Origin of the sequence: Neorhizobium sp. JUb45, from assembly GCF_004343585.1 — a bacterium.
GTDB lineage: Bacteria > Pseudomonadota > Alphaproteobacteria > Rhizobiales > Rhizobiaceae > Neorhizobium.
The window spans coordinates 981,265-1,002,498 of the sequence record NZ_SLYW01000001.1; the positions used below are offsets into that span (position 1 = coordinate 981,265).

Annotated in this window: 18 protein-coding genes; 9 read left to right on the forward strand and 9 right to left on the reverse strand. The window is 60.0% G+C overall.

The genetic code is table 11. The annotated features are described in order from the left end of the window. Positions 1-98: 98 nt before the first annotated feature. Positions 99-815, forward strand: a complete 717-nt coding sequence (locus EDF70_RS04705; protein ID WP_132272147.1) for a ParA family protein — start codon at positions 99-101, stop codon at positions 813-815. A 69-nt stretch (positions 816-884) separates the two neighbouring features. On the opposite strand, the gene EDF70_RS04710 is transcribed toward EDF70_RS04705, so the two are convergent. Next, positions 885-2,297: a L,D-transpeptidase gene (locus tag EDF70_RS04710; RefSeq protein WP_165931935.1), complete on the reverse strand. Its 1,413-nt coding sequence runs from the start codon at positions 2,295-2,297 to the stop codon at positions 885-887. Positions 2,298-2,486: 189 nt separating this feature from the next. On the opposite strand from EDF70_RS04710, the gene EDF70_RS04715 reads away from it, so the two are divergent. From EDF70_RS04715 to EDF70_RS04725, 3 genes are all read left to right on the forward strand, one after another. Next, positions 2,487-3,326, forward strand: coding sequence for a DUF4432 family protein (locus tag EDF70_RS04715; protein WP_132272148.1), 840 nt, complete (start codon positions 2,487-2,489; stop codon positions 3,324-3,326). An 80-nt stretch (positions 3,327-3,406) separates the two neighbouring features. Then, on the forward strand, positions 3,407-3,745 hold the full coding sequence (locus EDF70_RS04720) for a TIGR01244 family sulfur transferase (protein WP_132272149.1): 339 nt from the start codon (positions 3,407-3,409) through the stop codon (positions 3,743-3,745). Positions 3,746-3,812: 67 nt separating this feature from the next. After that, positions 3,813-4,154: a RidA family protein gene (locus EDF70_RS04725; RefSeq protein WP_132272150.1), complete on the forward strand. Its 342-nt coding sequence runs from the start codon at positions 3,813-3,815 to the stop codon at positions 4,152-4,154. A 59-nt stretch (positions 4,155-4,213) separates the two neighbouring features. On the opposite strand, the gene EDF70_RS04730 is transcribed toward EDF70_RS04725, so the two are convergent. From EDF70_RS04730 to EDF70_RS04740, 3 genes are all read right to left on the reverse strand, one after another. Further along, the gene (locus EDF70_RS04730; RefSeq protein ID WP_165931936.1) at positions 4,214-5,863 is read right to left on the reverse strand and encodes a thiamine pyrophosphate-binding protein; all 1,650 of its coding nucleotides are present in this window, start codon (positions 5,861-5,863) and stop codon (positions 4,214-4,216) included. Further along, the gene (locus EDF70_RS04735; protein WP_132272152.1) at positions 5,863-7,074 is read right to left on the reverse strand and encodes a CaiB/BaiF CoA-transferase family protein; all 1,212 of its coding nucleotides are present in this window, start codon (positions 7,072-7,074) and stop codon (positions 5,863-5,865) included. The genes EDF70_RS04730 and EDF70_RS04735 overlap by 1 nt, the downstream gene beginning before the upstream one ends. 120 nt (positions 7,075-7,194) lie before the next feature. Then, entirely contained in the window at positions 7,195-8,148 is a 954-nt protein-coding gene (locus EDF70_RS04740) for an alpha/beta hydrolase (RefSeq protein ID WP_132272153.1), read from the reverse strand. A 134-nt stretch (positions 8,149-8,282) separates the two neighbouring features. On the opposite strand from EDF70_RS04740, the gene EDF70_RS04745 reads away from it, so the two are divergent. The 4 genes from EDF70_RS04745 to metF all read left to right on the forward strand — a co-directional run bounded on the left by EDF70_RS04745 (position 8,283) and on the right by metF (position 13,917). Then, on the forward strand, positions 8,283-10,079 hold the full coding sequence (locus EDF70_RS04745; protein ID WP_132272154.1) for a hypothetical protein: 1,797 nt from the start codon (positions 8,283-8,285) through the stop codon (positions 10,077-10,079). A gap of 107 nt (positions 10,080-10,186) precedes the next feature. Next, positions 10,187-11,836 carry an energy-dependent translational throttle protein EttA gene (gene ettA, locus EDF70_RS04750; protein ID WP_132272155.1) on the forward strand — a complete coding sequence of 550 codons (1,650 nt, stop codon included), beginning with the start codon at positions 10,187-10,189 and terminating at the stop codon, positions 11,834-11,836. Between the two features lie 145 nt (positions 11,837-11,981). Then, positions 11,982-12,992, forward strand: a complete 1,011-nt coding sequence (locus EDF70_RS04755; RefSeq protein WP_132272156.1) for a metalloregulator ArsR/SmtB family transcription factor — start codon at positions 11,982-11,984, stop codon at positions 12,990-12,992. Between the two features lie 19 nt (positions 12,993-13,011). Then, entirely contained in the window at positions 13,012-13,917 is a 906-nt protein-coding gene (metF, locus tag EDF70_RS04760) for a methylenetetrahydrofolate reductase [NAD(P)H] (RefSeq protein ID WP_132272157.1), read from the forward strand. 464 nt (positions 13,918-14,381) lie between these two features. On the opposite strand, the gene EDF70_RS04765 is transcribed toward metF, so the two are convergent. From EDF70_RS04765 to EDF70_RS04785, 5 genes are all read right to left on the reverse strand, one after another. Further along, entirely contained in the window at positions 14,382-15,287 is a 906-nt protein-coding gene (locus EDF70_RS04765; protein WP_132272158.1) for a DMT family transporter, read from the reverse strand. 113 nt (positions 15,288-15,400) lie between these two features. Beyond that, a complete protein-coding gene (locus tag EDF70_RS04770) occupies positions 15,401-16,630 on the reverse strand; it encodes a lytic murein transglycosylase (RefSeq protein ID WP_132272159.1) in 1,230 nt (409 codons plus the stop codon). A 222-nt stretch (positions 16,631-16,852) separates the two neighbouring features. Continuing rightward, positions 16,853-17,635, reverse strand: coding sequence for a GH25 family lysozyme (locus EDF70_RS04775; RefSeq protein ID WP_132272160.1), 783 nt, complete (start codon positions 17,633-17,635; stop codon positions 16,853-16,855). Between the two features lie 136 nt (positions 17,636-17,771). Beyond that, positions 17,772-18,449, reverse strand: a complete 678-nt coding sequence (locus EDF70_RS04780) for a class I SAM-dependent methyltransferase (RefSeq protein ID WP_132272571.1) — start codon at positions 18,447-18,449, stop codon at positions 17,772-17,774. Positions 18,450-18,463: 14 nt separating this feature from the next. Next, positions 18,464-19,711 carry a DUF3419 family protein gene (locus EDF70_RS04785; RefSeq protein WP_132272161.1) on the reverse strand — a complete coding sequence of 416 codons (1,248 nt, stop codon included), beginning with the start codon at positions 19,709-19,711 and terminating at the stop codon, positions 18,464-18,466. A 146-nt stretch (positions 19,712-19,857) separates the two neighbouring features. Between EDF70_RS04785 and EDF70_RS04790 the strand changes: the two genes are divergently transcribed. Next, entirely contained in the window at positions 19,858-21,204 is a 1,347-nt protein-coding gene (locus EDF70_RS04790) for a serine hydrolase (protein WP_132272162.1), read from the forward strand. Positions 21,205-21,234: the final 30 nt, after the last annotated feature.

Consider the following 21,234-nt stretch of genomic DNA (forward strand, 5'->3'; position numbering starts at 1 on the left):
ATCTCGTTAACCATGTTTGGAAAGGATGTGAATCTCGGCACCATGTTTCCCGGTGCCTCCAGGAGCGATGCGGCTCGCACCTTTTCAAGGATTTTCGCATGCCAGTGATTTCATTCGCCAATGCCAAGGGCGGCGCCGGCAAGACGACGGCAGCACTTCTGCTGGCCACCGAGCTTGCCCATTCCGGTCATCGCGTCACGCTGATCGACGCCGATCCGCAGCGCTGGATCAGCCAATGGGCGCAGATGTCGGGGGCGTTGCGCAATATCGACGTGATCTCCGAGGTCAGTCTCGCCTCGCTGCAATGTCATTTGCGCGATATGGCGGATCGAACCGACTATTTCATCATCGATCTCGCCGGTGCTCGTGACGCGCTGGTGACGACGGCCATCGGTCTGTCCGACCACGTGATGATCCCGGTTCAGGGTTCGGCCATGGACGCCAAGGGTGCGGCGCAGATTCTCGATCTTCTCGCGATGATGAAGGAAAAGGCGGGTCTCGACATCGCCCATTCGGTGGTTCTGACGCGTGTCGCCTCGATGGTGACGACAAAAGCGCTGGTGGCCATCAAGGGCCTGCTGGCCGCACGCGGCGTCAATGTGCTGAACACGCCGATCAACGAACGCAACGCCTTCAAGGAGCTTTTTGAAGTGGGTGGCACGCTGCACACGCTGGATCCGGCCAAGGTCAGCAATGTCGACAAGGCGCGTGAAAACGCGGCGGCTTTTGCGACCGAAGTGATGCGGTTGATGCCGGTGCGGGTGGTGCGCTCCGGTCTGCCGCGCATCTTTTCGTTCCGCCGTCAGGCTGCTTGAGTCACATCGTAAAAACAAAGGCCCCGGAAGCGTGCTTCCGGGGCCTTTGTTTGTTTGATCACTTGGCGATTATTCGACGAACTCTACCGTCGTGCCCGGCTTCACCATCTTGGCCAGTTCCGTCGCATCCCAGTTGGTGAGGCGGATACAGCCATGGCTGTTGGTCTTGCCGATCTTCGATGGCTCCGGCGTGCCGTGGATGCCGTAGGTAGGTTTTGACAAGGCGATCCAGACCGTGCCGACCGGGCCGTTCGGACCCGGCGGGATCTGCAGGATTTCGCGGTTTTCACCCTGCGTGAAATTGATTTTCGGATTGTAGGTATAACCCGGGTTCAGGGCGATGCGGGCAACCGTGTGGTTGCCGACGGGCGAGGGCGTGTCCGAAGAGCCGATCGTCGCCGGATAGGCCGAAATCAGCTTGCCGTCCGCGCCATAGGCAAACACCTGCTTGCGGCCCTTGTCTGCAATGATGCGGGTGACTTCGCCCGTCTTGGGCTGGCCGGGGCTGATCACCTTGATGATCGTCCCCGGAATGGTGAAGTCGACATTGGGATTGATCGCCTTCAGGTAGCCCTCGTCCATATGAAACTGCTCGGCCAGTTTTTCGCTGGTCGAGGTGTAGGAAAGGGCCGGCAGCTGCGCCTTGTGGGCGTAATCGTCGGGAATGGAGGCGACGTAGGGCCCGGCCGCATCGGCAGCGGTGATCGTGTATTCGACGATCGGCATGCCGCCAGAATAGGAGAGGCGCTGGACGATATCCTCGGCATTGTTCGGGTCGAGTGTCTCGCCGGTCATTTCCTGCCAGGCGGCGATAGCCTTGTTGACGTTATCGCCGAGACGGCCGTCGATCACGCCCGGCGAAATGCCTTCGCGGTCGAGGAATACCTGCAGTGCGGCGATCTCGGCCTGCGGCTTGTTGGTGACCGTGATCGTCGTGCCGGAATGTCTCGGCTCGGGGCCGAGAGGCTGGGTCTGGTTCGGTTCGATCGAGGCGTAGTTCGGATCGTATTGCGCCGGATCGTTGGACGGCGCATCGAGCGGCAGGCGGGTGATCGAGCCGCGATCCGGCACCGAGCCGGTGACTTCGCCATCATACTGGCCGCCATTGCTGCCATTGCCGCGATAATCACGGTAATCGCGATAGCCGGGGGAGACGCCGGGCATCTGCTCGCTGCGCGCATAACCACCGCGATCACGACGGTTCTGCTGCTGCATTTCGGTGGCAACCACATTGCCGGCGCGGTCCATATAGGTCCGCCGGCCATTTCGGTCTCGCGTCACGACGAATTCGCCGGGCTCCGGCGTGTAATCGAGGATATAGCCTTCGGGCGTGACGAGGGTTGGCTGCTCGCCGCCATACTGGCGCTCGTACTGGTATTGCGGCGCGCCGCCATAATCACGATACATGACCTGCGCCTGAACCGGAGCAGCAACCGCGGTCAGGGCAATGAGGCTGAGACTTGTAACGAGACTGCGCTTCACGATATCACCGATCCTTAAACTTCTTCACCAACCCGCAAGGGTGGCGCCTCGTTCCAACGTTCGAGCTCTTTGTTCCTGACTAGTTAATTGCGACTCTAGTATGGAAAAAATGAATTCGTGGTGAAGGTCCTGTTAAAATTCACGTGTTTGTTCGTTTACCAATGAACATAGTCTCGGGGGGAGGCAAGCATGAAGGCATTTTCCACTGGCGCAGGGCCAAAACTGTTCCTCGACCCCGTTTCGGTTCTCGATATCGGTTCGTGCATCGTTGATGGCATCGATGTTGCGCCGGGCAGGGCTATCCCCGACGATGGCGATCCGCGTATCGATCATTCGCTCGAAGGATTTCTGTTCACCTGCGGGCCGGATCATATCCGTCACCCCGATGCGATCGCCGGGCGCATGGATGGCAAAAAATACCCGCTGCATGGATCCTTCTCCGCCCACCCGGCAGACATCCTGTTCTGGGATGCGCAGGGTGACGATGCCGAATGCCATGCAAAGGTGGCAGTCGCGCTTGCCGACGGTGGTTCCGCGCTGCTGGAACGCCACTGGCGCATCGACGGGCAGACGGGGGAAGTGTCTCTCAGAGACCGCGTGACGAATGCCGGTTCGACGCCATTTGCGCGCGTTCATATGTATCATATGAACCTCGGCGCATGGCTGTTCGATGATGGTGTTCGGCTTGGCGGCAAGATGTTCGAAGGTGGCGCGCTGCCGTGGAATTTCGGCGAGGAACCGGGCAGCGTGTTTTGCCTGCCGGCTGCCCCGGACGGCGAGGAATGGGCGGAAGTGACGCTTGGGCCGATCGCCGCGCTCGATGGCCGCACGCTGCACGTCAGGTTCAGGACCGATACGTTGCCTTATCTGCAGATGTGGCGAAACCAGAAGGCGCCGGCGCATGTGCTCGGCATCGAGCCGGTGTCGCATCGGCTGGCGGAGCGTGGCGAACTTGCCAGAAGCGGCGAGCTTGCCATGCTGCAGCCCGGCGAAAGTGCCGACTACGCGCTGCGTTTTGTTTTTGTCTAAATCATTGCCGCGGCTCGCATTGACGCTTCGCGGCGCATCACGCTAAGTGTGCGGCAACTGAAAAAGCTGGAGGCTCACGCATGGATATCCGCCAGGTCAACGACGAGTATTCGGTCAGCGGCCAGATCACAGTCGAGGACGTCGATCAGGTGAAGGCTGAAGGGTTCAAGTCGATCGTCTGCCATCGTCCTGACGAGGAAGAGCCGGGTCAGCCCGCTTTTGCCGATGTTGCCGCGCGGGCGCAGGAACTGGGTATCCAGATCCGCCATATCCCGGTCGGCCGCATGGGGCTTACGCCTGAAGGCGTAACCGAAATGGTCGATGCGCTGGAAGACCTGCCCAAGCCAATGCTCGGCTATTGCCGCTCGGGCGCCCGCTCGACCGCCATTTACGAACAGAGCCAGCGTTTCCGCGGCTGATTTTCGCCTCCGGCACCCTTCCGGTGCCGGCTTCTCCACGCTCGCATTTTTCTCGAGGAGCATTCCCATGACCATCAAGCGTATCGATTCCGGCGCCCGCATGAGCGGCGCAGTCGTCCACGGCAACACCGTTTATCTGGCTGGCCAGGTTGGCGAAGGTGAAACGGTTACCGAACAGTGCAAGGACGCGCTGGGCGAAGTTGACCGTCTGCTGGCTGCTGCCGGTACGGACAAGTCCAAGATCCTGCAGACGCTGATCTACATCTCGGACATTTCCTACTTCGCGGAAATGAACGCTGCCTGGGAAGCATGGGTTGATCCGGCAAACACGCCAGCACGCGCCACCAGCGAAGCCAAGCTGGCTGCGCCGAAGTACAAGGTCGAATTCATCGTCACCGCGGCGATCTGATTCTTTTGACTGTTCAATGAAAAGGCCGGGGCATCATTTGATGCCCCGGCCTTTTTCGTTCAAGCCTTGTCGCGGATCTGTGTCAACGTTTTGGCTGGCGTGATCGCCTCGGGATCAAGCCGCACCTCGATGATGGAAGGCTTGCCGCTGGCGCGTGCCCGCTCATAGGCCGGGCCAAAATCTTCCGTCGTCTCCACCAGTTCGCCATGGCCGCCAAAGGCCTGGGCGTAGGCCACGAAATCCGGGTTCACCAGATCGGTACCACTGACACGGCCGGGATACTCGCGTTCCTGATGCATGCGGATCGTGCCGAAGATGCCGTTATTGACCAGAACGGTGATGATCGGCAGGTCGTAACGCACGGCGGTGATGAATTCCTGCCCGTGCATCAGAAAGCAGCCGTCTCCGGCAAAACACACGACCTCACGCTGCGGAAACAACTGCTTGGCGGCAACGGCTGCGGGAAGGCCGTAGCCCATCGAGCCGGATGTGGGGGCGGCCTGCGTGTTGAACCGCTGGAAACGGTGGAAACGGTGCAGCCAGGTGGCGTAGTTGCCCGCACCATTGGTGAAGATCGCATCCTTCGGTGTGTTGGCTTCGATCCATTCCATGATCGGACCCATCTGCACATTGCCGGGGCCGGTCTTGGGCGGTGTCGACCATGTCTCGTAGGCCGCGTGCATCTCGGCGGTCCGTTCCGCCCAGACCGGCTTTTTCGGTGCCGGAAGATCTTTCAGCGCCGCCACGAATTCGGCCGGTGCCGCGCAGATGGCGAGATCGGGGCGATAGACGCGGCCGAGTTCCTCCGGGTCTGGGTAGACGTGGACAAACGCCTGTGCCGGGTAGGGGATATCGACCAGCGTGTAGCCCGAGGACGGCATTTCCGACAGTCGTCCGCCGAGCAGGATAAGGAGATCGGATTCCTTGATTTGCTTCGACAGTGCCGGGTTGATGCCGATGCCGACATCGCCGGCATAGTTCGGGTGGGCGTGATCGAATAGCATCTGACGGCGGAAGGAGCAGCCGACCGGCACCTGAAATTTTTCGGCAAATGTCTGGAAATCCGCCACCGCCTGTTCGCTCCAGCGGGTACCGCCGAGAATGAACATCGGCCGTTTGGCCTTGGACAGAACCGAGGCGAAGGTGGCGATCTGCGAGGCGCCGGGATGGCTTTCGACCGGTGTATAGGGTTTTGCCGCAACGGCCTCGACCTCTTCCACCAGCATGTCTTCCGGCAGTGTCAGCACGACCGGGCCGGGACGGCCCGAGGTGGCCACGCTGAAGGCGCGGGTGACGAATTCCGGGATGCGGCGGGCATCGTCGATCTCACCCACCCATTTGGCAAATTCGGTGAAGGCGCGGCGGTATTCGACCTCCTGAAAGGCCTCGCGCTCCTTCATGTCGCGGCCGATCTGGCCGACGAACAGGATCATCGGGATGCTGTCCTGTTTGGCCACATGCAGGCCGGCAGAGGCATTGGTGGCACCGGGACCACGGGTGACCATGCAGATGCCCGGCTCGCCGGTGAGGCGCCCCCAGCAATCCGCCATCATCGCCGCGCCGCCTTCCTGACGGCAGACAAGGACGTCGATGTCACTGTCATGCAGCGCATCGAGCACGGCGAGATAACTTTCGCCGGGAACGCAGGAAACGCGTTTGACGCCATTCGCCTTCAGTGCCTCGACAATGAGCTGGCCACCGGTCTTCATCACATCTGTCCTTTCGATGGTTTTGCTGCGGGCTCTTTCAGCTCCGCCAGAATTTCGTCCGTGTGCTGGCCGAGCGCGGGGCTTGGCCGATGATAGCTGAGCGGCGTTTTCGACAGCACGATCGGGCTGCGCACACCGGGGATGACGGTGCCGTCCTCGGCCTCGAGATCGATGCGCAGTCGGCGCGCAATCACCTGCGGGTCGTCGAACATTTCGGCGATGGAATTGATCGGTCCGGCCGGCACTGCGGCCTTGCCGCAGGCCTCCAGCAGGTCGGCCTTTTGCCATTTGGCTGTTTCCGTCGTGACCATGCCGCGCACGCCGGCGCGGTTGGCGACGCGCGCCTTGTTGGTGGCGAAAAGCGGGTCGTCGGCCATCGATTCGATGCCGAGAATTTTTGTCAGGCGACGAAACTGGCCGTCATTGCCGATGGCGAGAATGATATGGCCATCGGCCACCGGCACCACTTCGTAAGGGCTGATATTGGGGTGGGCATTGCCGAGCCGCGTCGGGGCATTGCCGGAGACCAGATAATTCATGTTCTGGTTGGCAAGGATGCCGGCCTGCACATCGAGAAGCGCCATGTCGACGAACTGGCCTTCGCCGGTCTTCATCACATGGATCAGCGCGGCTTGAATGGCGGTGACGGCATAGATGCCGGTAAAAATGTCGGCAATGGCGACGCCCGCCTTCATCGGCTCTCCGTCTGGCGTGCCAGTGACCGACATGAAACCGGACATGCCCTGTACGATGTAATCGTAACCGGCGAGATCGGCATAAGGGCCGTCCTGACCAAAACCGGTGATCGAGCAATAGACCAGCTTGGGATTGGTCTTTTTGAGGCTCTCGTAATCGAGCCCGTATTTTTCCAGTCCGCCGCGTTTGAAGTTTTCGATCAGCACGTCGGCGCGGGCCGCCAATTCGCGGACGGTCGCCTGACCTTCCTCAGTCTTGAGGTCGATGGCGATCGAGCGTTTGCCGCGATTGGTGGAATGATAATAGGCGGCGGACAGGTTTTCGCCGGAAACACTTTCGACGAAGGGCGGCCCCCAGGCGCGGGTATCGTCGCCACCATCGGGGTTTTCCACCTTGATGACATCGGCCCCCATGTCGGCCAGCATCTGGCCGGCCCATGGTCCGGCGAGAACGCGGGCGAGTTCGAGAACGCGAATGCCGGAAAGTGGCGGTTTTTTCGTCTCTATGTCCGTCATGCGTTCTCCTCCGCCGTGCCGTCATCATGCCGCCGCGGTTTTCGGCAGGGCATGTCCTCGATCAACTTGATAGCGGCAAGTCCTCAGGCCGGCACGTGATTTTAAATCATGAGGTCATTCCTAGTCGGGTACGAGGGTGGCGGATTGTTTTGGCAAAACGCGCGTGGCCCATGCTGCAAATTCGGTGATCGCTGCCTCTGCGCCGATCTCGTTCAGTGTTTCGTGGCGCATGTCGCGGTCGATATTGCAGGTGACATTGGTCATGCTGAGTGTCTGCAGGCGGCGACTGAGCCACTTGATGGCCTGACCGTTACCGGTTGCCGGATCGCGCCCGCCGCCGACGAGATGGATGGGCAGCGTCTTGGGCAGCGTTTCCAGACGATCGGTTTCGGTGCCGCGAAATGTCAGATCGAAAATATCCAGCCACAGGGAAACGCTGGCATTAAAACCGCAAAGCGGATCGGCGATATAGGCATCGACGGCGGCGTGGTCGCGGCTCAGCCAGTCGAAATCGGTACGGCCTTCGCCGATCGATTTGTTCCAGGCGCCAAAAGTGAGTTTTGGCAATAGTGTGCTTGGTACATCCGAGCCCTTCAGTGCCCGCTCGGTCTTCAGCACGATCTGCGCGGCGCGGCCGGCAAGGCCCGGATTGAAATTGGAATTCCAGATCGCCAGAGCATCGAAGCTTGCCGGAAAATCCTGTACGGCATTAAGCGCAATCAACCCGCCCATCGAATGGCCGAACAGGACGACCGGCAGGCCGGGATGTGCCGTCGCCGCAAAGTCCCGCATCGCCTTGACGTCGCGAATGGTGGCAGTGATGCCGTCACGCCAGGCAAACCGGCCGATCGGTGCGCCTTCCGCCGTCGTCTCGCCATGGCCGCGGTGGTCGTGGGCGTAGACATGGAAACCAGCTGCGGCCATCGCCTCTGCAAAGGCGCGGTAGCGTTTGGAATGTTCGGCCAGCCCGTGGCAGATGATGAGGATGCCGATGGCGGATGCCGTGGCCGGCTGGTGGTGATAGGCGAGTGTGGCGCCGCTCGGGCTTGGTATTTTTGAGGTTGTTTCGAACATAAGATTTTCTTTTGCTTTCGGTCGAGACCTCGTTACGCGTTAGTTATATCATGTCTCGCGAAGCCGCGGCTGTAGTGCAATTTTAATCGCTTCACGGTTATGAACAAATCTTCCGCGTGGGGATGGGAAAAACTGTGACGACCTTTGAGCCGCTGGTTGGTGTGGATAAAACCGACGTTTCCCGACTTTCGTTGTCGAAGATCTTTCTGATCCTATACTCTACCGCTTTCGTGCTCTGTATGCTGGATCTGGTTGACGGGCTGCTTTATCTCGGTGACATCGACGATAGCATGCGGGCATCGCAGATTCGCGCTTTCATGCTCCCTGGCGGTCGGTGGTGGGATCTTACGTTGCCGTCCATAAACCTGCCGCAACCTTATGTGTCGCCGTGGTCCCGGCTCGTTGATCTCCCTTACATCCTGCTTGCCTCCGCGCTGAAGCCGCTGATTGGGCAGGAGATTGCGTTCTCGCTGGCTTTTAACATCTGGCCTCCGGTCTTGCTTGCCGTCTACTGTTTTTTTGCCGCGTCCGTCTGTCGCCGATTTGCCCCACCATCCTCTCTCATCGGCATCTTGCTTCTGGTCGCGACGTCGATTTTGATGGTGCTTTCAATCTGGGAGTTTGCGCCGGGTCGGATAGACCATCACAATGTTCAACTCGTTGCCTTGTCTGCGGTTTTTGCCGGCCTAAGCCGTTGGGACCGATGTGGCGGTGTGTTGATCGGGACCGGTAGTGTCGTCTCTGTTGCCGTTGCGCTGGAGGGAATACCGTTCGTTGCGATGGCTTTCGCCAGCCTTTTTATCTGCGTGCTGGCAAGGGACAGGCTGGCGCTCTTGGTGCTGCATGCCGCGAGCCTATCCATGCTGGTGCTGACGCTTCCCTTAGCATTCGTGCTGATTGGGCCTGCCGGCATCAAATCAACCCAATGCGACGCCTTTTCTGCGCCATACATCCTTCTTCTCGTCGGCTGCGCAACAATTCTGGGCGGGTTGTCGCCGCTGGTCGCCAGGCACAAGGGTTGGCTGGTTCCGATGTTGCTATCGGGTGCTGCCTTTATAATGCTGTTTATCTGTCTCTTTCCAGATTGCCTTTCCGGCCCCTATTGGATGATCGATCCTGTCTCAAAAAACTATTGGTTCGATCGTATTCCACAGGAAGCGAGTTCTCTCTATTTCATTCAGGAAAGTCAATTTAACAACATCGCCTTCGAGGCGCTGATGGCGGCGGTTTTGATCCTCAGTGCGCCTCCCGTTTTCAGAGAATTCAAGGCCGGGCGGAATGCGTTGCTGGCGATGTGGGGCTTTGCCGCGCTCAGCCTTCTGCTCACCGTTTTTATGGGGCGCTATCTGCGTTTCGCATTCGCCTTCATTCCCCTCCTTCTTCCCGTGGCAATGTCCTACAGTAGAAATGCCTGTTTTCAGTACTCCAGATTTGCCAATCTCGGCGTAATGATCTCAACCGGCTTTGTGCTTGCAGTCATAGTCTTGGCTGTTGCGGTGGCGCCGCGCCGCGAGGTAATTCTCGACGCTGCTACTTTCATGTCGTTTGATGCGTGCAAGCGGGCGAGCTTCGGTGCGCTTTCTACGGTGCCGGCAGGTAAGATCGTTGCGCCCGAAGGACTGGCAATGACGCTTTTGCCATCGCTTCCCTCCGGCTTTTCCGTTGCTGCGGTACCATTCCATCGCGCATCGCCCGGCATGAAACGCGTGTTCGAGGCGTTCCTGTCCTCCGATCCGGCCATTCGTCTCGCCGCATTGGCGCCGTTCGACTATGTCGCAGCCTGCCGTTTCCCGATCAAACCCGATATCGGCACTGCGCCGCTTTACGATGCTCTGTCCGCAGGCCAGGATTGGCCCGGCCTGATCCGTCTGCCGACGGGCGCCGACAACCCGTTCCAGTTGTTCCGGATCGACCACGCGACCTTGCAATAACGCAATTAAGACATCGAAAGCTGCGGCTTTCGGTGCGCCACGCGTTGCCCCGGGCCTGATCTTCGCCTACATAGCGGCAAACCAATTTCCCCGGAGCAGTTTTACCGATGGCACGTCAGTTCATCTACCACATGTCGGGACTGAACAAGTCCTACGGCGCCAAGAAGATCCTCGAAAACGTCAACCTGTCCTTCTACCCGGATGCCAAGATCGGTATTCTCGGCCCGAACGGCGCCGGTAAGTCCACCGTTCTGCGCATCATTGCCGGTCAGGACAAGGAATATACCGGTGAAGCCTGGCTCGCCGAAGGCGCGACCGTCGGTTACCTCGAGCAGGAACCGCATCTCGACCCGGCCAAGACCGCCTTCGAGAACGTCATGGTCGGCGTTGCCGACAAGACCGCCGTGCTCGAGCGCTACAACGAACTGATGATGAACTATTCCGACGAGACCGCCGATGAAGGCGCAAAGCTCCAGGACATCATCGACAGCCAGAACCTGTGGGACCTCGAACAGCAGGTCGAAATGGCGATGGAAGCCCTGCGCTGCCCGCCGAAGGATTCCGACGTTACGCTTCTCTCTGGTGGTGAACGTCGCCGTATCGCGCTTTGCCGCCTGCTTTTGTCGCAGCCGGACCTGCTGCTGCTCGACGAACCGACCAACCATCTTGACGCCGAAACCATCGCCTGGCTGGAAAAGCACCTGCGCGATTATCCGGGCGCCGTGATGATGATTACCCACGATCGCTACTTCCTCGACAACGTGACCGGCTGGATTCTCGAACTCGACCGCGGCCGTGGCATTCCGTACGAAGGCAATTACTCCGCTTACCTGCAGGCCAAGGCCAAGCGCATGCTTCAGGAAAATCGCGAGGAAGCCGGTCGCCAGAAGGCGCTGTCGCGCGAACAGGAATGGATTGCATCCAGCCCGAAGGCGCGCCAGGCCAAGTCCAAGGCCCGTATCAAGGCTTACGAACAGCTGGTGGACGCCGCCGACGGCATCCGTCCCGGCGACGCGCAGATCATCATTCCGGTGTCGGAACGTCTCGGCAATGTCGTCATCGAAATGGAAGGCATCACCAAGGGCTTTGAAGGCCGCACGCTGATCAACGACCTGTCGATCAAGCTGCCGCCGGGCGGTATCGTCGGCATCATCGGCCCGAACGGTGCTGGTAAAACCACGTTGTTCAAGATGATCACCGGCCAGGAAAAGCCGGATGCCGGTTCGATCCGCGTCGGCGATACCGTACATCTCGGTTATGTCGACCAGAGCCGCGATGCGCTGGGTGCCGACAAGACCGTCTGGGAAGAAATCTCCGGTGGCGCCGAAATCATCAAGCTCGGCAAGTTCGACATGAACTCCCGTGCCTATTGCGGCGCCTTCAACTTCAAGGGCGGCGATCAGCAGCAGAAGGTCGGCAATCTTTCGGGTGGTCAGCGTAACCGCGTTCACCTTGCCAAGATGCTGAAAGCTGGCGGCAACGTTCTCCTCCTCGACGAACCGACCAACGACCTCGATACCGAAACGCTCGGCGCGCTGGAAACGGCGCTCGAAAACTTCGCTGGTTGCGCCATCATCATCAGCCACGATCGCATGTTTCTTGACCGTCTGGCGACGCATATCCTCGCCTTCGAAGGCGATGGCCATGTCGAATGGTTCGAAGGCAACTTTGAAGACTACGAGCAGGACAAGATCCGCCGCCTCGGCCCGGATGCGCTCAATGCCGGTAGCCAGGCCTACAAGCGCCTGACGCGCTGATCGGTGAAAATTGCAGGGAAGGGGCCGGTGACGGCCCCTTCCCATTTTTGCCAATCATCTGCGCTACCCATAGCTTTCCACTTGCAACGACACGACTCTTCACATAAAGATATCTTTATATCTTGATTGAGAGTTGGTGAAAAACATGGCCCTTGGGCTGGATGCATTGGTGGACGTTCTGAAGGCGGCGGGCGAGCAGACCCGTTTCCGCCTGCTGGCGCTTCTGGCCTCCGGAGACCTGACGGTCAGCGACATGACCGAAATTCTCGGACAGTCACAGCCGCGCATTTCACGCCACCTGAAGCTTTTGGCCGAAGAAGACCTGATTGAACGGTATCAGGAAGGCGCCTGGGCCTATTTTCGCCTGCGCCACGAGGGTGACGGCGCGACGCTGGTGCGCACGCTTTTGGCGGGCACCGATCGCAATGATCCGGTTCTCTTGCGCGATGGCGAACGTCTGGCGTCTGTCAAGCGCGCCCGCTCCGATCGTGCTCAAGCCTATTTCAGCCGCAACGCTTCCGAATGGGACGAGCTTCGCCGCCTGCTGGTGAGCGATGCCGCCGTCGAGCATGCCGTGCTGCGGCTGGTCGGCTCCAATCCGGTCGATGCACTTCTCGATCTCGGCACCGGTACCGGTCTGATTCTGCAGGTGCTGCACAACGTATATCGCCATGCAGTTGGTATCGACGCCAGCCGTGATATGCTGTCGGTCGCCCGTGCCAATCTCGACAGGGCCGGCATCGTAAAAGCCTCCGTGCGGCACGGCGATATTCTGAATCTGCCGCTGGAAGGACAGGATTTCGACCTCGTCACCATCCATCAGGTCCTGCATTTCCTCGATCAGCCTGAACTGGCGATCGGCGAGGCGGCGCGCGTGCTGCGTCCCGGCGGTCGCCTGCTGATCGTCGATCTGGCGCCACATAACCTCGAATATCTGCGCGATGAACATGCGCATGTCCGTCTCGGCTTTTCGCACCAGTTGGTGGCCGAATGGATGAACAAGGCCGGTCTCGATGTCGAACAGATGATCGATCTCGATGCCGACAACAAAAGCGAGGCCGCGCTGACGGCGACCGTATGGCTGGCGCGCGACCGCCGCCTGCTGCTTGCCGACACACAGGCCCCGGACCGCAAGGTTGCGGAACACACTATTTGATATCGGAGACTTCACGCCCATGCAGACGAAAGCCCCCGAACAGAAGAGTGGAAAAAACTTCCGGCTCTCTTTCGAATTCTTTCCGCCGAAATCGGCCGATATGGAAACCCAGTTGTGGGAATCCGTGGCCGATCTGACGGACTGGAATCCGGAATTCGTGTCGGTGACCTACGGCGCCGGTGGTTCCACCAAGGCGCCGACCATGACTGCGATCCAGCGCCTCTTGGCAGAAACGCCACTGGCTGCCGCATCGCACCTGACCTGCGTGGATGCCGCGCGCGAGGAAACTTTGGGCGTCATCGAGGAACTGCGTGCCGCCGGTGTGCGCCATATCGTGGCGCTGCGCGGCGACCCGTCGGCCGGTATCGGCACTGCCTATCAGCCGCATCCCGATGGTTACGCGAATGCCGCCGAACTGGTGGCGGCGCTGAAGGACGTTGGCGGTTTCGAGATTTCCGTCTCTGCCTATCCGGAAAAGCACCCGGAGAGCCTCGACACCAATGCCGATATCGAGATGCTGAAACGCAAGGCCGATAACGGTGCCGACCGCGCGCTGACCCAGTTCTTCTTCGATAACGACGTTTTTGAACGCTACATGGACAAGGTGAGGGCGGCGGGCATCACGCTGCCGGTCGTACCGGGCATCATGCCGATCCAGAACCTGACCATGCTGAAGCGTTTTGCCGGTCGTTGCGGCTCGACCGTGCCGGAATTTCTCGATCAGCGTTTTGCCGGCACCGAGGACGATGCCGTGGCGCGTGCCGAAGTGGCGGCCGATGTTGCCGCCGAGCAGATCGAGGATCTGATCCGTCGCGGGCTTGGCGAGTTCCACATCTACACGATGAACCGTTCGGCGCTGACCAATGCCGTGCTCGAGCGTCTCGGACGCCAGCGCGTGCCGGTGAAGGCCGGTGCGGCTGCCTGAGAAGGCACAGCCATAACCACAAAAAAGAGGCCCATGTTCCTTTCGGATCATGGGCCTTTTCAATTTGAAGTGCATTGAAGATCAAACGGTCAATGGATGCGATAATGACCGGTTGAAGGGCGCGGCTGGCCTCAGATGAAAAGCATCGAGGCTACGAAAACGAACGCTGCACCAACCACCAGAACATTGAGAGAATGAGTGCGTCCCATATCTGCCTCCTTGCGTTGACAGATTAATTGTGGCGGGTTTGGCCGCAATTGCAAACAGTAATTTACGCTGCAATGCGGCGTTACCTACGCTAAAGCTCCTTTTTCTCCATGTTAATTAGCTGATTTAAATGGATAAATCGAATTAACGAACAGGCTTAACCACCCCTTAAATTAAATGCTCGCGCTGTTAACAAGCGTTACGTTCCGTGATGCTTTGCCACAATTGGCCTGTGGATATCCGAATCGAGATCCGCATCAGCGACGGATCTTGAGCATGCCGTTGAGCACCAGAAGTCCCAGACCGATCAGCGCCATGCCGGCCACTTCGGCGATATCCAGCCGTTCATGCAGGAATATGGCGCCTAAAAGAATGGCGCTTGGCGGTACCAGCAGCGTCACCAGCGACGTATAGGTGGCGCCGGCCAGCGCCAGGATGCGGAAATAGATGAGATAGCCGAGCGCGGTGGACAGCAGCGCCAGCGCCAGAATGGCGGCGACGACCGTCATCGACGGGAAGGCGAGCGTCCATGGCTGGTCTGCGATCAGCATGACGGGAAGCATCATCAGCGACGATGCCGTCATCTGGCCGGCGGCGGTGACCGGTGCCGGCAGGCCGCGAAAGCGTTTTCCATAGGTGCCGGCAAAGCCGTAGGAGAGCGCGGCCAGAATGGGCAGGATCAGCGCCCAGAGCGGCGCTGCGGTGGAGGTAAAGACGCCGGGGCCGATCAGCACGATGGTGCCGGCAAGGCCGAGCAGGCAGCCGACGATCTTGGCCGTCGAGAGCTTTTCATCCTCGGTGAACCGGTTGGTGATCAGCACGGTGAATATCGGCGTGGTGGCATTGAGGATGGCGGCAAGCCCGGCGCCAATCTCTGTCTGGCCAAAAAAGATCAGCGTGTGCGGGATGGCGTTGTTGATGAGGCCGAGCACGGCAAAGGAGCGCCAATGCTCTCTCAGCAGCGAATATGTGCCAAAACGACCGCGCAGAAAGATGTGCAGCGCAAGAGCCGCGAGGAACAGCCGGAAGAAGACCAATGTGAAGGGTGGGACTTCGGCGACCGCGATACGCGCGAAAAAGAACGAGCCGCCCCAGAGCAGGCCGAGGACGAAAAGAAGTGCCCAGGCGCTGGCGCCCGGTTTTGGCATGGTCGAGGCGTTCATGGCGGCTCAGAATCTCCTGTGATGATCAGGGATAGACCCGCAATGAAAACGCCGCCACCCGATTTTTGACGGATGGCGGCGCGTGTGCAGATATTCGGTTCGTAAGTTCTGGCTCAGAGGCCCTGAACCAGCTGCTGGGTTGGCCAGCCGTCTGCCGGCAGACCGAGACGCTGCTGTTCCTTCTGGATGGCCGTGCGCGTGCCGGAGCCCAGAATGCCGTCGATCTTGCCGACATCGTGGCCATGCGCCTGCAGCTTGGTCTGCAGGTCCTTCATGGCGGCGTCATCGAGAGCCGGGTCAGGATTGCCCTTGGTATAGGTCGGGGCGCCGGACAGGCGGGTGGCGAAATACGCAGCCGAGGTCGTGTAGATGAACGACTGGTTCCATTCCAGATAGATGTTGAAGTTCGGGTAGGTCAGGAAGACCGGTCCCTTGCGGCCCTGCGGCATGATCAGCGCTGCCGGCAGGTTTCCGAACTTGGTGTCGCCGTCACGCGGGGTGACGCCGAGCTTAAACCATTCCGAAGCGGGCATCTCGTTGCCGAGGCCGGTCTTTTCCCAGGGCAGGTTTTCCGGAACCTGCACTTCCTGGATCCAGGGCTCGCCCTTGCGATAACCGAGCGACTTGATGAAGGCGGCGGCCGTGAGAACCGCATCGGCCGACGACTTCTTCACGTCGATATGGCCTGAATTGTCGCCATCGACGCCGTGGGCGATGATGTCCTTCGGCAGCATCTGCACCTGGCCGACTTCGCCGGCCCATGCGCCGGTGTTGGTGGCAGGATCGAGGTCGCCGTGCTGGACCATCTCGATGAGGGCGATCAGCTGCGGACGGAAAAGCTGCGGGCGGCGGCAGTCATGCGCCAGCGTGACGAGGGCGTTGCGGGTGTTGAAATCGCCCTGCACGGCGCCGAAATCGGTTTCCATAGCCCAGAAGGCGGTGATGACGCCGGCTGGCACGCCATATTCGCTTTCGGCGCGGCCAAAGATGTCCTTCATCTGGCTCATCTTCTGGCGGCCGATATCGAGGCGGGCCTGGCTGACGGTACGCTGCGAGAATTCAAGAAAAGTCTGGCGGAAGACGCCTTGCGCGCGGTCGCGCGACAGCACTTTCTGGTCGATCTGCGCGCCTGCAAGCGCGGTATCGACGGCGCTGGCCGGAATGCCCTTGGCAACGGCTTCCTGCTTGATACCGGCAAGGAAGGCCGGCAGTTCGCCGCCGCAGGCAACCGGCTTGGTATCATTGCCGGCGGAAAGCTCCAGCGATGCGGCCTGTGTCAGCGTGGTGGTGGCCAGAAGGGCGGGAAGGGTGAGGGCGAGCGCAAGGCGGCGGGCAACGGACATGGAAAATGTTTCCTGTTGTGGCTAGGCATTGGTTTATCACAATTCCGGACGCAAAAACGGTTCCCACTTTTGCTGGAATTGCTTGAATACGGGTTCGTCGGCTGTTGTGACGCAAACAATGTGACCTAAACAAGGAAACGGCCGCAGTAAGGGCCGTCTTACATCAGTTCCTTGTCATTTCTGCAAGTGCAGGCCGCTTCTGCTTCAGATGCCACAGCACTTCTACCTGTTGGCGGAAGCAACCCACTGGCGCCAGCTCTTTTCCGAACCGGAGAATACGTTGATATCGGTCGGGCCCTTGATGCCGGGAATGATGCCGGTGGCGGTATATTGCCAGAAAGTCCATTTGCGGTTGGCGTAAATCTGGCTCGGATGGGCAGCCACCGAACGGACCCAGAAATGATGGTTGCTGAAGGCGCCGACCAGCCTGTCGCGGTGGAAATCGACCGATGTGTAGATGATCGGCCGCACGCCGTAATGGGCCTCGATCCGGTCCATGAAGCGCTGCATCACATCGCGTACGGTTTCCGTGTCCGGCTTCAGCTTGCAGGTGGGCGAGGCATGGTTCCATTCCATGTCGAGCACCGGCGGCAGCATGTTGGCTTCCTTCGGCACGTTCTGGATGAACCAGTCGGCCTGATCTTCCGGCGTCGAGCAGAAATAATAGAAATGATAGGCGGCGTGGGGAATGCCGGCAGCGGCGGCACCCCGCCAATGCGTCGTGAAGGCGGAATCGATGCGATCCTTGCCTTCGGTGCCCTTGATGAACACGAAGGCGACGCCGGAATTTTTCACCGTCTGCCAGTCGATATCCGTGCCATTCCATTTCGACAGGTCGATGCCGTGCACTTCATGGCGGCCGGGGTGGTTGCGGCCAAAGTCCTGCGGGTCGCTGTCCTTGAAACGCGTGCCCTTGATCGACGGTGCGTCGAGCAGGTCAGCGGTCGAGGTGCAGCCTGTGGCCAGCATTGCGGTCACGGCAAGGGCGAGAAGGGCTCGGTGCATGAAAGGTCCGGTCTTGGGGCTGCGCTGCTTCGACCGCACATGCTCGCTGGTGTGGCCGAATCGGGTTTAGCACAAAGACCGGAAAATTGGAGCCGGGCGAGGCCGGCCGGTGATGACAATCATGTCAGGGAGCAGATCAGGTCCGCTTGCGGATGATCGCATGCCAGGCGTAACCGCCACCGATTTCCTCGAACATCATGTCGGCATTGGCGTCTGCCAGCCGCTTCTCCAGCGCTTCATGCAGATTGGCGCGTGGCGTGACATGGAAGCGGATAAGCCAGGCTTGCAGTGCTGCGCGGAACCAGGCGGGCAGACGCTCCTGCTGGCCGAAATCGACGATATGCAGCGAACCGCCCGGTTTCACGGCTGCAAGCGCCGCATCGATTGCGCCTTCCCAGTCGGGGATCATCGACAGGGCATAGGAGATCAGGATGCGGTCGAAGCCGCCGATCGCGAAATCCGATGTCCTGAACGTGGTGGCGTCGGCCACCTTGAGCACCGGCTGTTCGGCCTTGCCGCGAAAATTGCGGCGGGCGCTTTCCAGCATTTCGGCGGAAATATCAAGTCCGTAAAGCTTTGCACCCTTGTGATGCTTGTGGGCGAGCAGCAGGTTGCGGCCGGTGCCGCAGCCGACTTCCAGCAGCGTCTGCTCCGGCTCCATGCCGAGGCTGACGATCGCCTTGTCGCGGCCGAACAGGTAATATTTGCGGGTGAGATCGTAGATGTGCCGCTGGTAACGATACATGCCGTCCATGCGGGCCGCATGCTGGTGGTCACCGTTTTCGAGACCATTGTGTTCATGTGCCGATGCCATCTGCCCGGCCTCGCTCATGCGTTCTTCGTGTAGATATGGAAGCCGCCATAGATTGCCGAGCGGTCCTGCAGGTTCAACTCTTCGGAACGGGCCTGCTGATAGGTCCACTGATCGGCAATCGCGGGCGACAGGCGGCCATCAATGACGCTCTTTTCGGCGGCGGTGCGGAAGATGACGCGGGCGCCGGGGGCGGCGGTGCGGCTGATCTCGGTCCAGAGGTCGTTCAGCTGCTCGTCGTTCATCCAGTCCTGCGCATCGAGCAGGATGTAACGATCGACGGAGGCGGCCGATTTCTGGTTCAGAAGCTCGGTGAAGCTGGCGTGATGGACGTTGACGCGATCGGCATTGTCGCGGATGGCTGGATAATGTTCTTCACGCAAATAGGTCGGCAGCGAGCCCTCATGCGGCTGCGGATAACGGCGGGCAAAGGCCTGCCAGGCAAAATAGTTGTCGCGCAGCGGAAAATGGCAGGCGAGCTTTTCGAGGCGCTGGCGCAGGACCGGAGCGATCGAGCCGTCATCGGCAAGGCTTGCCAGCTCGTCATATTGCTGCGGCGGAATGCCGAGGCCGAACAGCGAGCTTTTGCGGCTGGTGAGGAATTTGATGAACGGCTTGTCGAACAGCGGCGCGATGCTGCTGTCAAAGAACTGGCGCTGCTCTCGCAGCGACTTGGCTTCCGCCATCTTGGTCAGGTCGATACCGTGCAGGCGCGCCAGCAGGTGGCCGACGCCAATGAAGCGGCCGAGCAGACCGGTGCGATAGATGTTGCGCTTGAAGACGTCGATGCGGCGTTTGCCGCCCAAGCTGCGTTTTTGCCAGTAGGCGCGGGTGGTGTCGTCGAGATGCGGTGCGATGAAATTGTCGAAGGCGGAGATGTTGGAGGCGATATCGTGCTGGCCGAGCAGGCGCACGACGTCACCGTGGCCGGGCAGATGACGGAAGGCAGACAGTTTCAGACGGTTCAGCGCCACGTGATGCGGGTTGAGATCGACCACGTCGATCTTTTCCGGGCTGCGGCTGAGATAGGCGAGCATGTTGCAGCCGCCGGATGCGATGGTGACGACGCGGTGACCTTCGGAAAGCTCCATCGCCGCCATGTCGACATCCGGGTCCTCCCATATCTGCGGGTAGACGAGACCGGAAAATAGCAGGCCGAACATGCGCTCTGAAAAACCCTTTGCCGAGAACGCATTGTGCTGGAGGAGCGCGCTCTTGAGTTTTTCATTCTTGAGATAACCGGCTTCTGAGGCAAAATCAGTCATGGTCGGGTCCTGCTCTTCATGAGTTCAAACGGCTCTAGTCCCTCGCTGCTACAGTTTGATGACGTGCATTGTGACGAACGTGACGGCCTCCGCTCTTTCCATGGCGAGACTTTCCTGATTGCATGCGGCCGCAACCGGAGCCTGCCATGCGCATCGTCAAAATCGTCGCCGTCACCATTCTCGCGCTGCTGGCGGCCTGCCTCATCTGGCTCGTCACCATGCCGCCCGAACTGTTGCGGGTGGGCAGCGGTTATGCCGCCAAGATCGTGTGTTCCAACGTTTTTCTGGCAAATCGCGATGCGCAGGAGGTGCTGGCCGTCGATGTGCAGGCGCCGGGGCATCCGCTGCTGCGGCTGATGCAGGTGAGTGTCGATGAACAGTCGGCAAAGGTGAGTGCCGCGATTTTTGGTTTCATCGCGCCGTCCGTCGCCATCTATCGCGATGATCTTGGATGCGCGGTGACGCAGGATCTTTCCGCCAAGGGCCAGCGGAACCAGAGCCCGCCGATCGTCGGCCCCGAATCAGGTGCGGCCGACGTTCTGTTTCCGGACGGAACCAAGATCGAGTCGGATCAGCGGATCACGCCGCTTCTGGAAAACGCTGCGCTGACCGGCCCCGGCATGCGTGCCGTTATCGTGGCGCAGAACGGTCGCATCCTTGGTGAGCGTTACGCCGAAGGATTTTCGGAAAAGACGCCGCTGATCGGCTGGTCGATGGCAAAAACCATCAACGCCGCGCTGATCGCCAGACTGGTGGGCGAGGGCAAACTTGCCTACACCGACCGCAATCTGTTTGCGCAATGGGCGAGTGACGAGCGCGGCGAGATCACGCTGGCGCAACTGCTTGCGATGGAGAGCGGCCTTGGTTTCAACGAGAATTACGGCACGGTGGCGGATGTCACGCGCATGCTGTTCCTCGAACAGGACATGGCGGAATTCGCCATCGATACGCCGCTGGAAGCCGCGCCGGGTACAAAATTTTCCTATTCGTCAGGGACCTCGGTTCTGCTGTCGAAAATCTGGATGGAGCGGATCGGCGATCAAGACCGAGCGCTAGTCTATCCGCGCCAATCTTTGTTCGCGCCGCTTGGCATGCAAAGCGCGGTGTTCGAGACGGATGCGAACGGCACCTATGCCGGCAGTTCCTACATCTACGCCACGGCGCGCGACTGGACCCGGTTCGGCATGTTTCTGGCGGCCGACGGCATGTGGAAAGGCGAGCGCCTTCTGCCGGAAGGCACGGTGGCGATGATGGGCAAGGCCTCGGCGCAATCGGGCGGCCGCTATTCGCAGATGCAGACCTGGCTGAAACTCTACGGCCGCGATGCCGAAGGCCTGCCGGGTGACATGTTCATGCTGAGCGGCCATGACGGGCAGACTGTGGCGGTGGTGCCGTCGCTGGGATTGGTGGTGCTGCGCATGGGGCTGACGCCATTGGGCGGCGGTTACAACGTGCTGGAACTGATTGCGGCAGCGGCTAAGGCGGTAAAATAGAAAGACCCGCAAGCGCGGGTCATCAAAATT

What these genes read in the sequence shown, in the direction of transcription:
- EDF70_RS04705 (WP_132272147.1), top strand. Translation starts at nt 99, where the DNA reads ATGCCAGTGATTTCATTCGCCAATGCCAAGGGCGGCGCCGGCAAGACG.
- EDF70_RS04715 (WP_132272148.1), top strand. Translation starts at nt 2,487, where the DNA reads ATGAAGGCATTTTCCACTGGCGCAGGGCCAAAACTGTTCCTCGACCCC.
- EDF70_RS04720 (WP_132272149.1), top strand. Translation starts at nt 3,407, where the DNA reads ATGGATATCCGCCAGGTCAACGACGAGTATTCGGTCAGCGGCCAGATC.
- EDF70_RS04725 (WP_132272150.1), top strand. Translation starts at nt 3,813, where the DNA reads ATGACCATCAAGCGTATCGATTCCGGCGCCCGCATGAGCGGCGCAGTC.
- EDF70_RS04730 (WP_165931936.1), bottom strand. Translation starts at nt 5,863, where the DNA reads ATGAAGACCGGTGGCCAGCTCATTGTCGAGGCACTGAAGGCGAATGGC.
- EDF70_RS04735 (WP_132272152.1), bottom strand. Translation starts at nt 7,074, where the DNA reads ATGACGGACATAGAGACGAAAAAACCGCCACTTTCCGGCATTCGCGTT.
- EDF70_RS04740 (WP_132272153.1), bottom strand. Translation starts at nt 8,148, where the DNA reads ATGTTCGAAACAACCTCAAAAATACCAAGCCCGAGCGGCGCCACACTC.
- ettA (WP_132272155.1), top strand. Translation starts at nt 10,187, where the DNA reads ATGGCACGTCAGTTCATCTACCACATGTCGGGACTGAACAAGTCCTAC.
- EDF70_RS04755 (WP_132272156.1), top strand. Translation starts at nt 11,982, where the DNA reads ATGGCCCTTGGGCTGGATGCATTGGTGGACGTTCTGAAGGCGGCGGGC.
- metF (WP_132272157.1), top strand. Translation starts at nt 13,012, where the DNA reads ATGCAGACGAAAGCCCCCGAACAGAAGAGTGGAAAAAACTTCCGGCTC.
- EDF70_RS04765 (WP_132272158.1), bottom strand. Translation starts at nt 15,287, where the DNA reads ATGAACGCCTCGACCATGCCAAAACCGGGCGCCAGCGCCTGGGCACTT.
- EDF70_RS04770 (WP_132272159.1), bottom strand. Translation starts at nt 16,630, where the DNA reads ATGTCCGTTGCCCGCCGCCTTGCGCTCGCCCTCACCCTTCCCGCCCTT.
- EDF70_RS04775 (WP_132272160.1), bottom strand. Translation starts at nt 17,635, where the DNA reads ATGCACCGAGCCCTTCTCGCCCTTGCCGTGACCGCAATGCTGGCCACA.
- EDF70_RS04780 (WP_132272571.1), bottom strand. Translation starts at nt 18,449, where the DNA reads ATGGCATCGGCACATGAACACAATGGTCTCGAAAACGGTGACCACCAG.
- EDF70_RS04785 (WP_132272161.1), bottom strand. Translation starts at nt 19,711, where the DNA reads ATGACTGATTTTGCCTCAGAAGCCGGTTATCTCAAGAATGAAAAACTC.
- EDF70_RS04790 (WP_132272162.1), top strand. Translation starts at nt 19,858, where the DNA reads ATGCGCATCGTCAAAATCGTCGCCGTCACCATTCTCGCGCTGCTGGCG.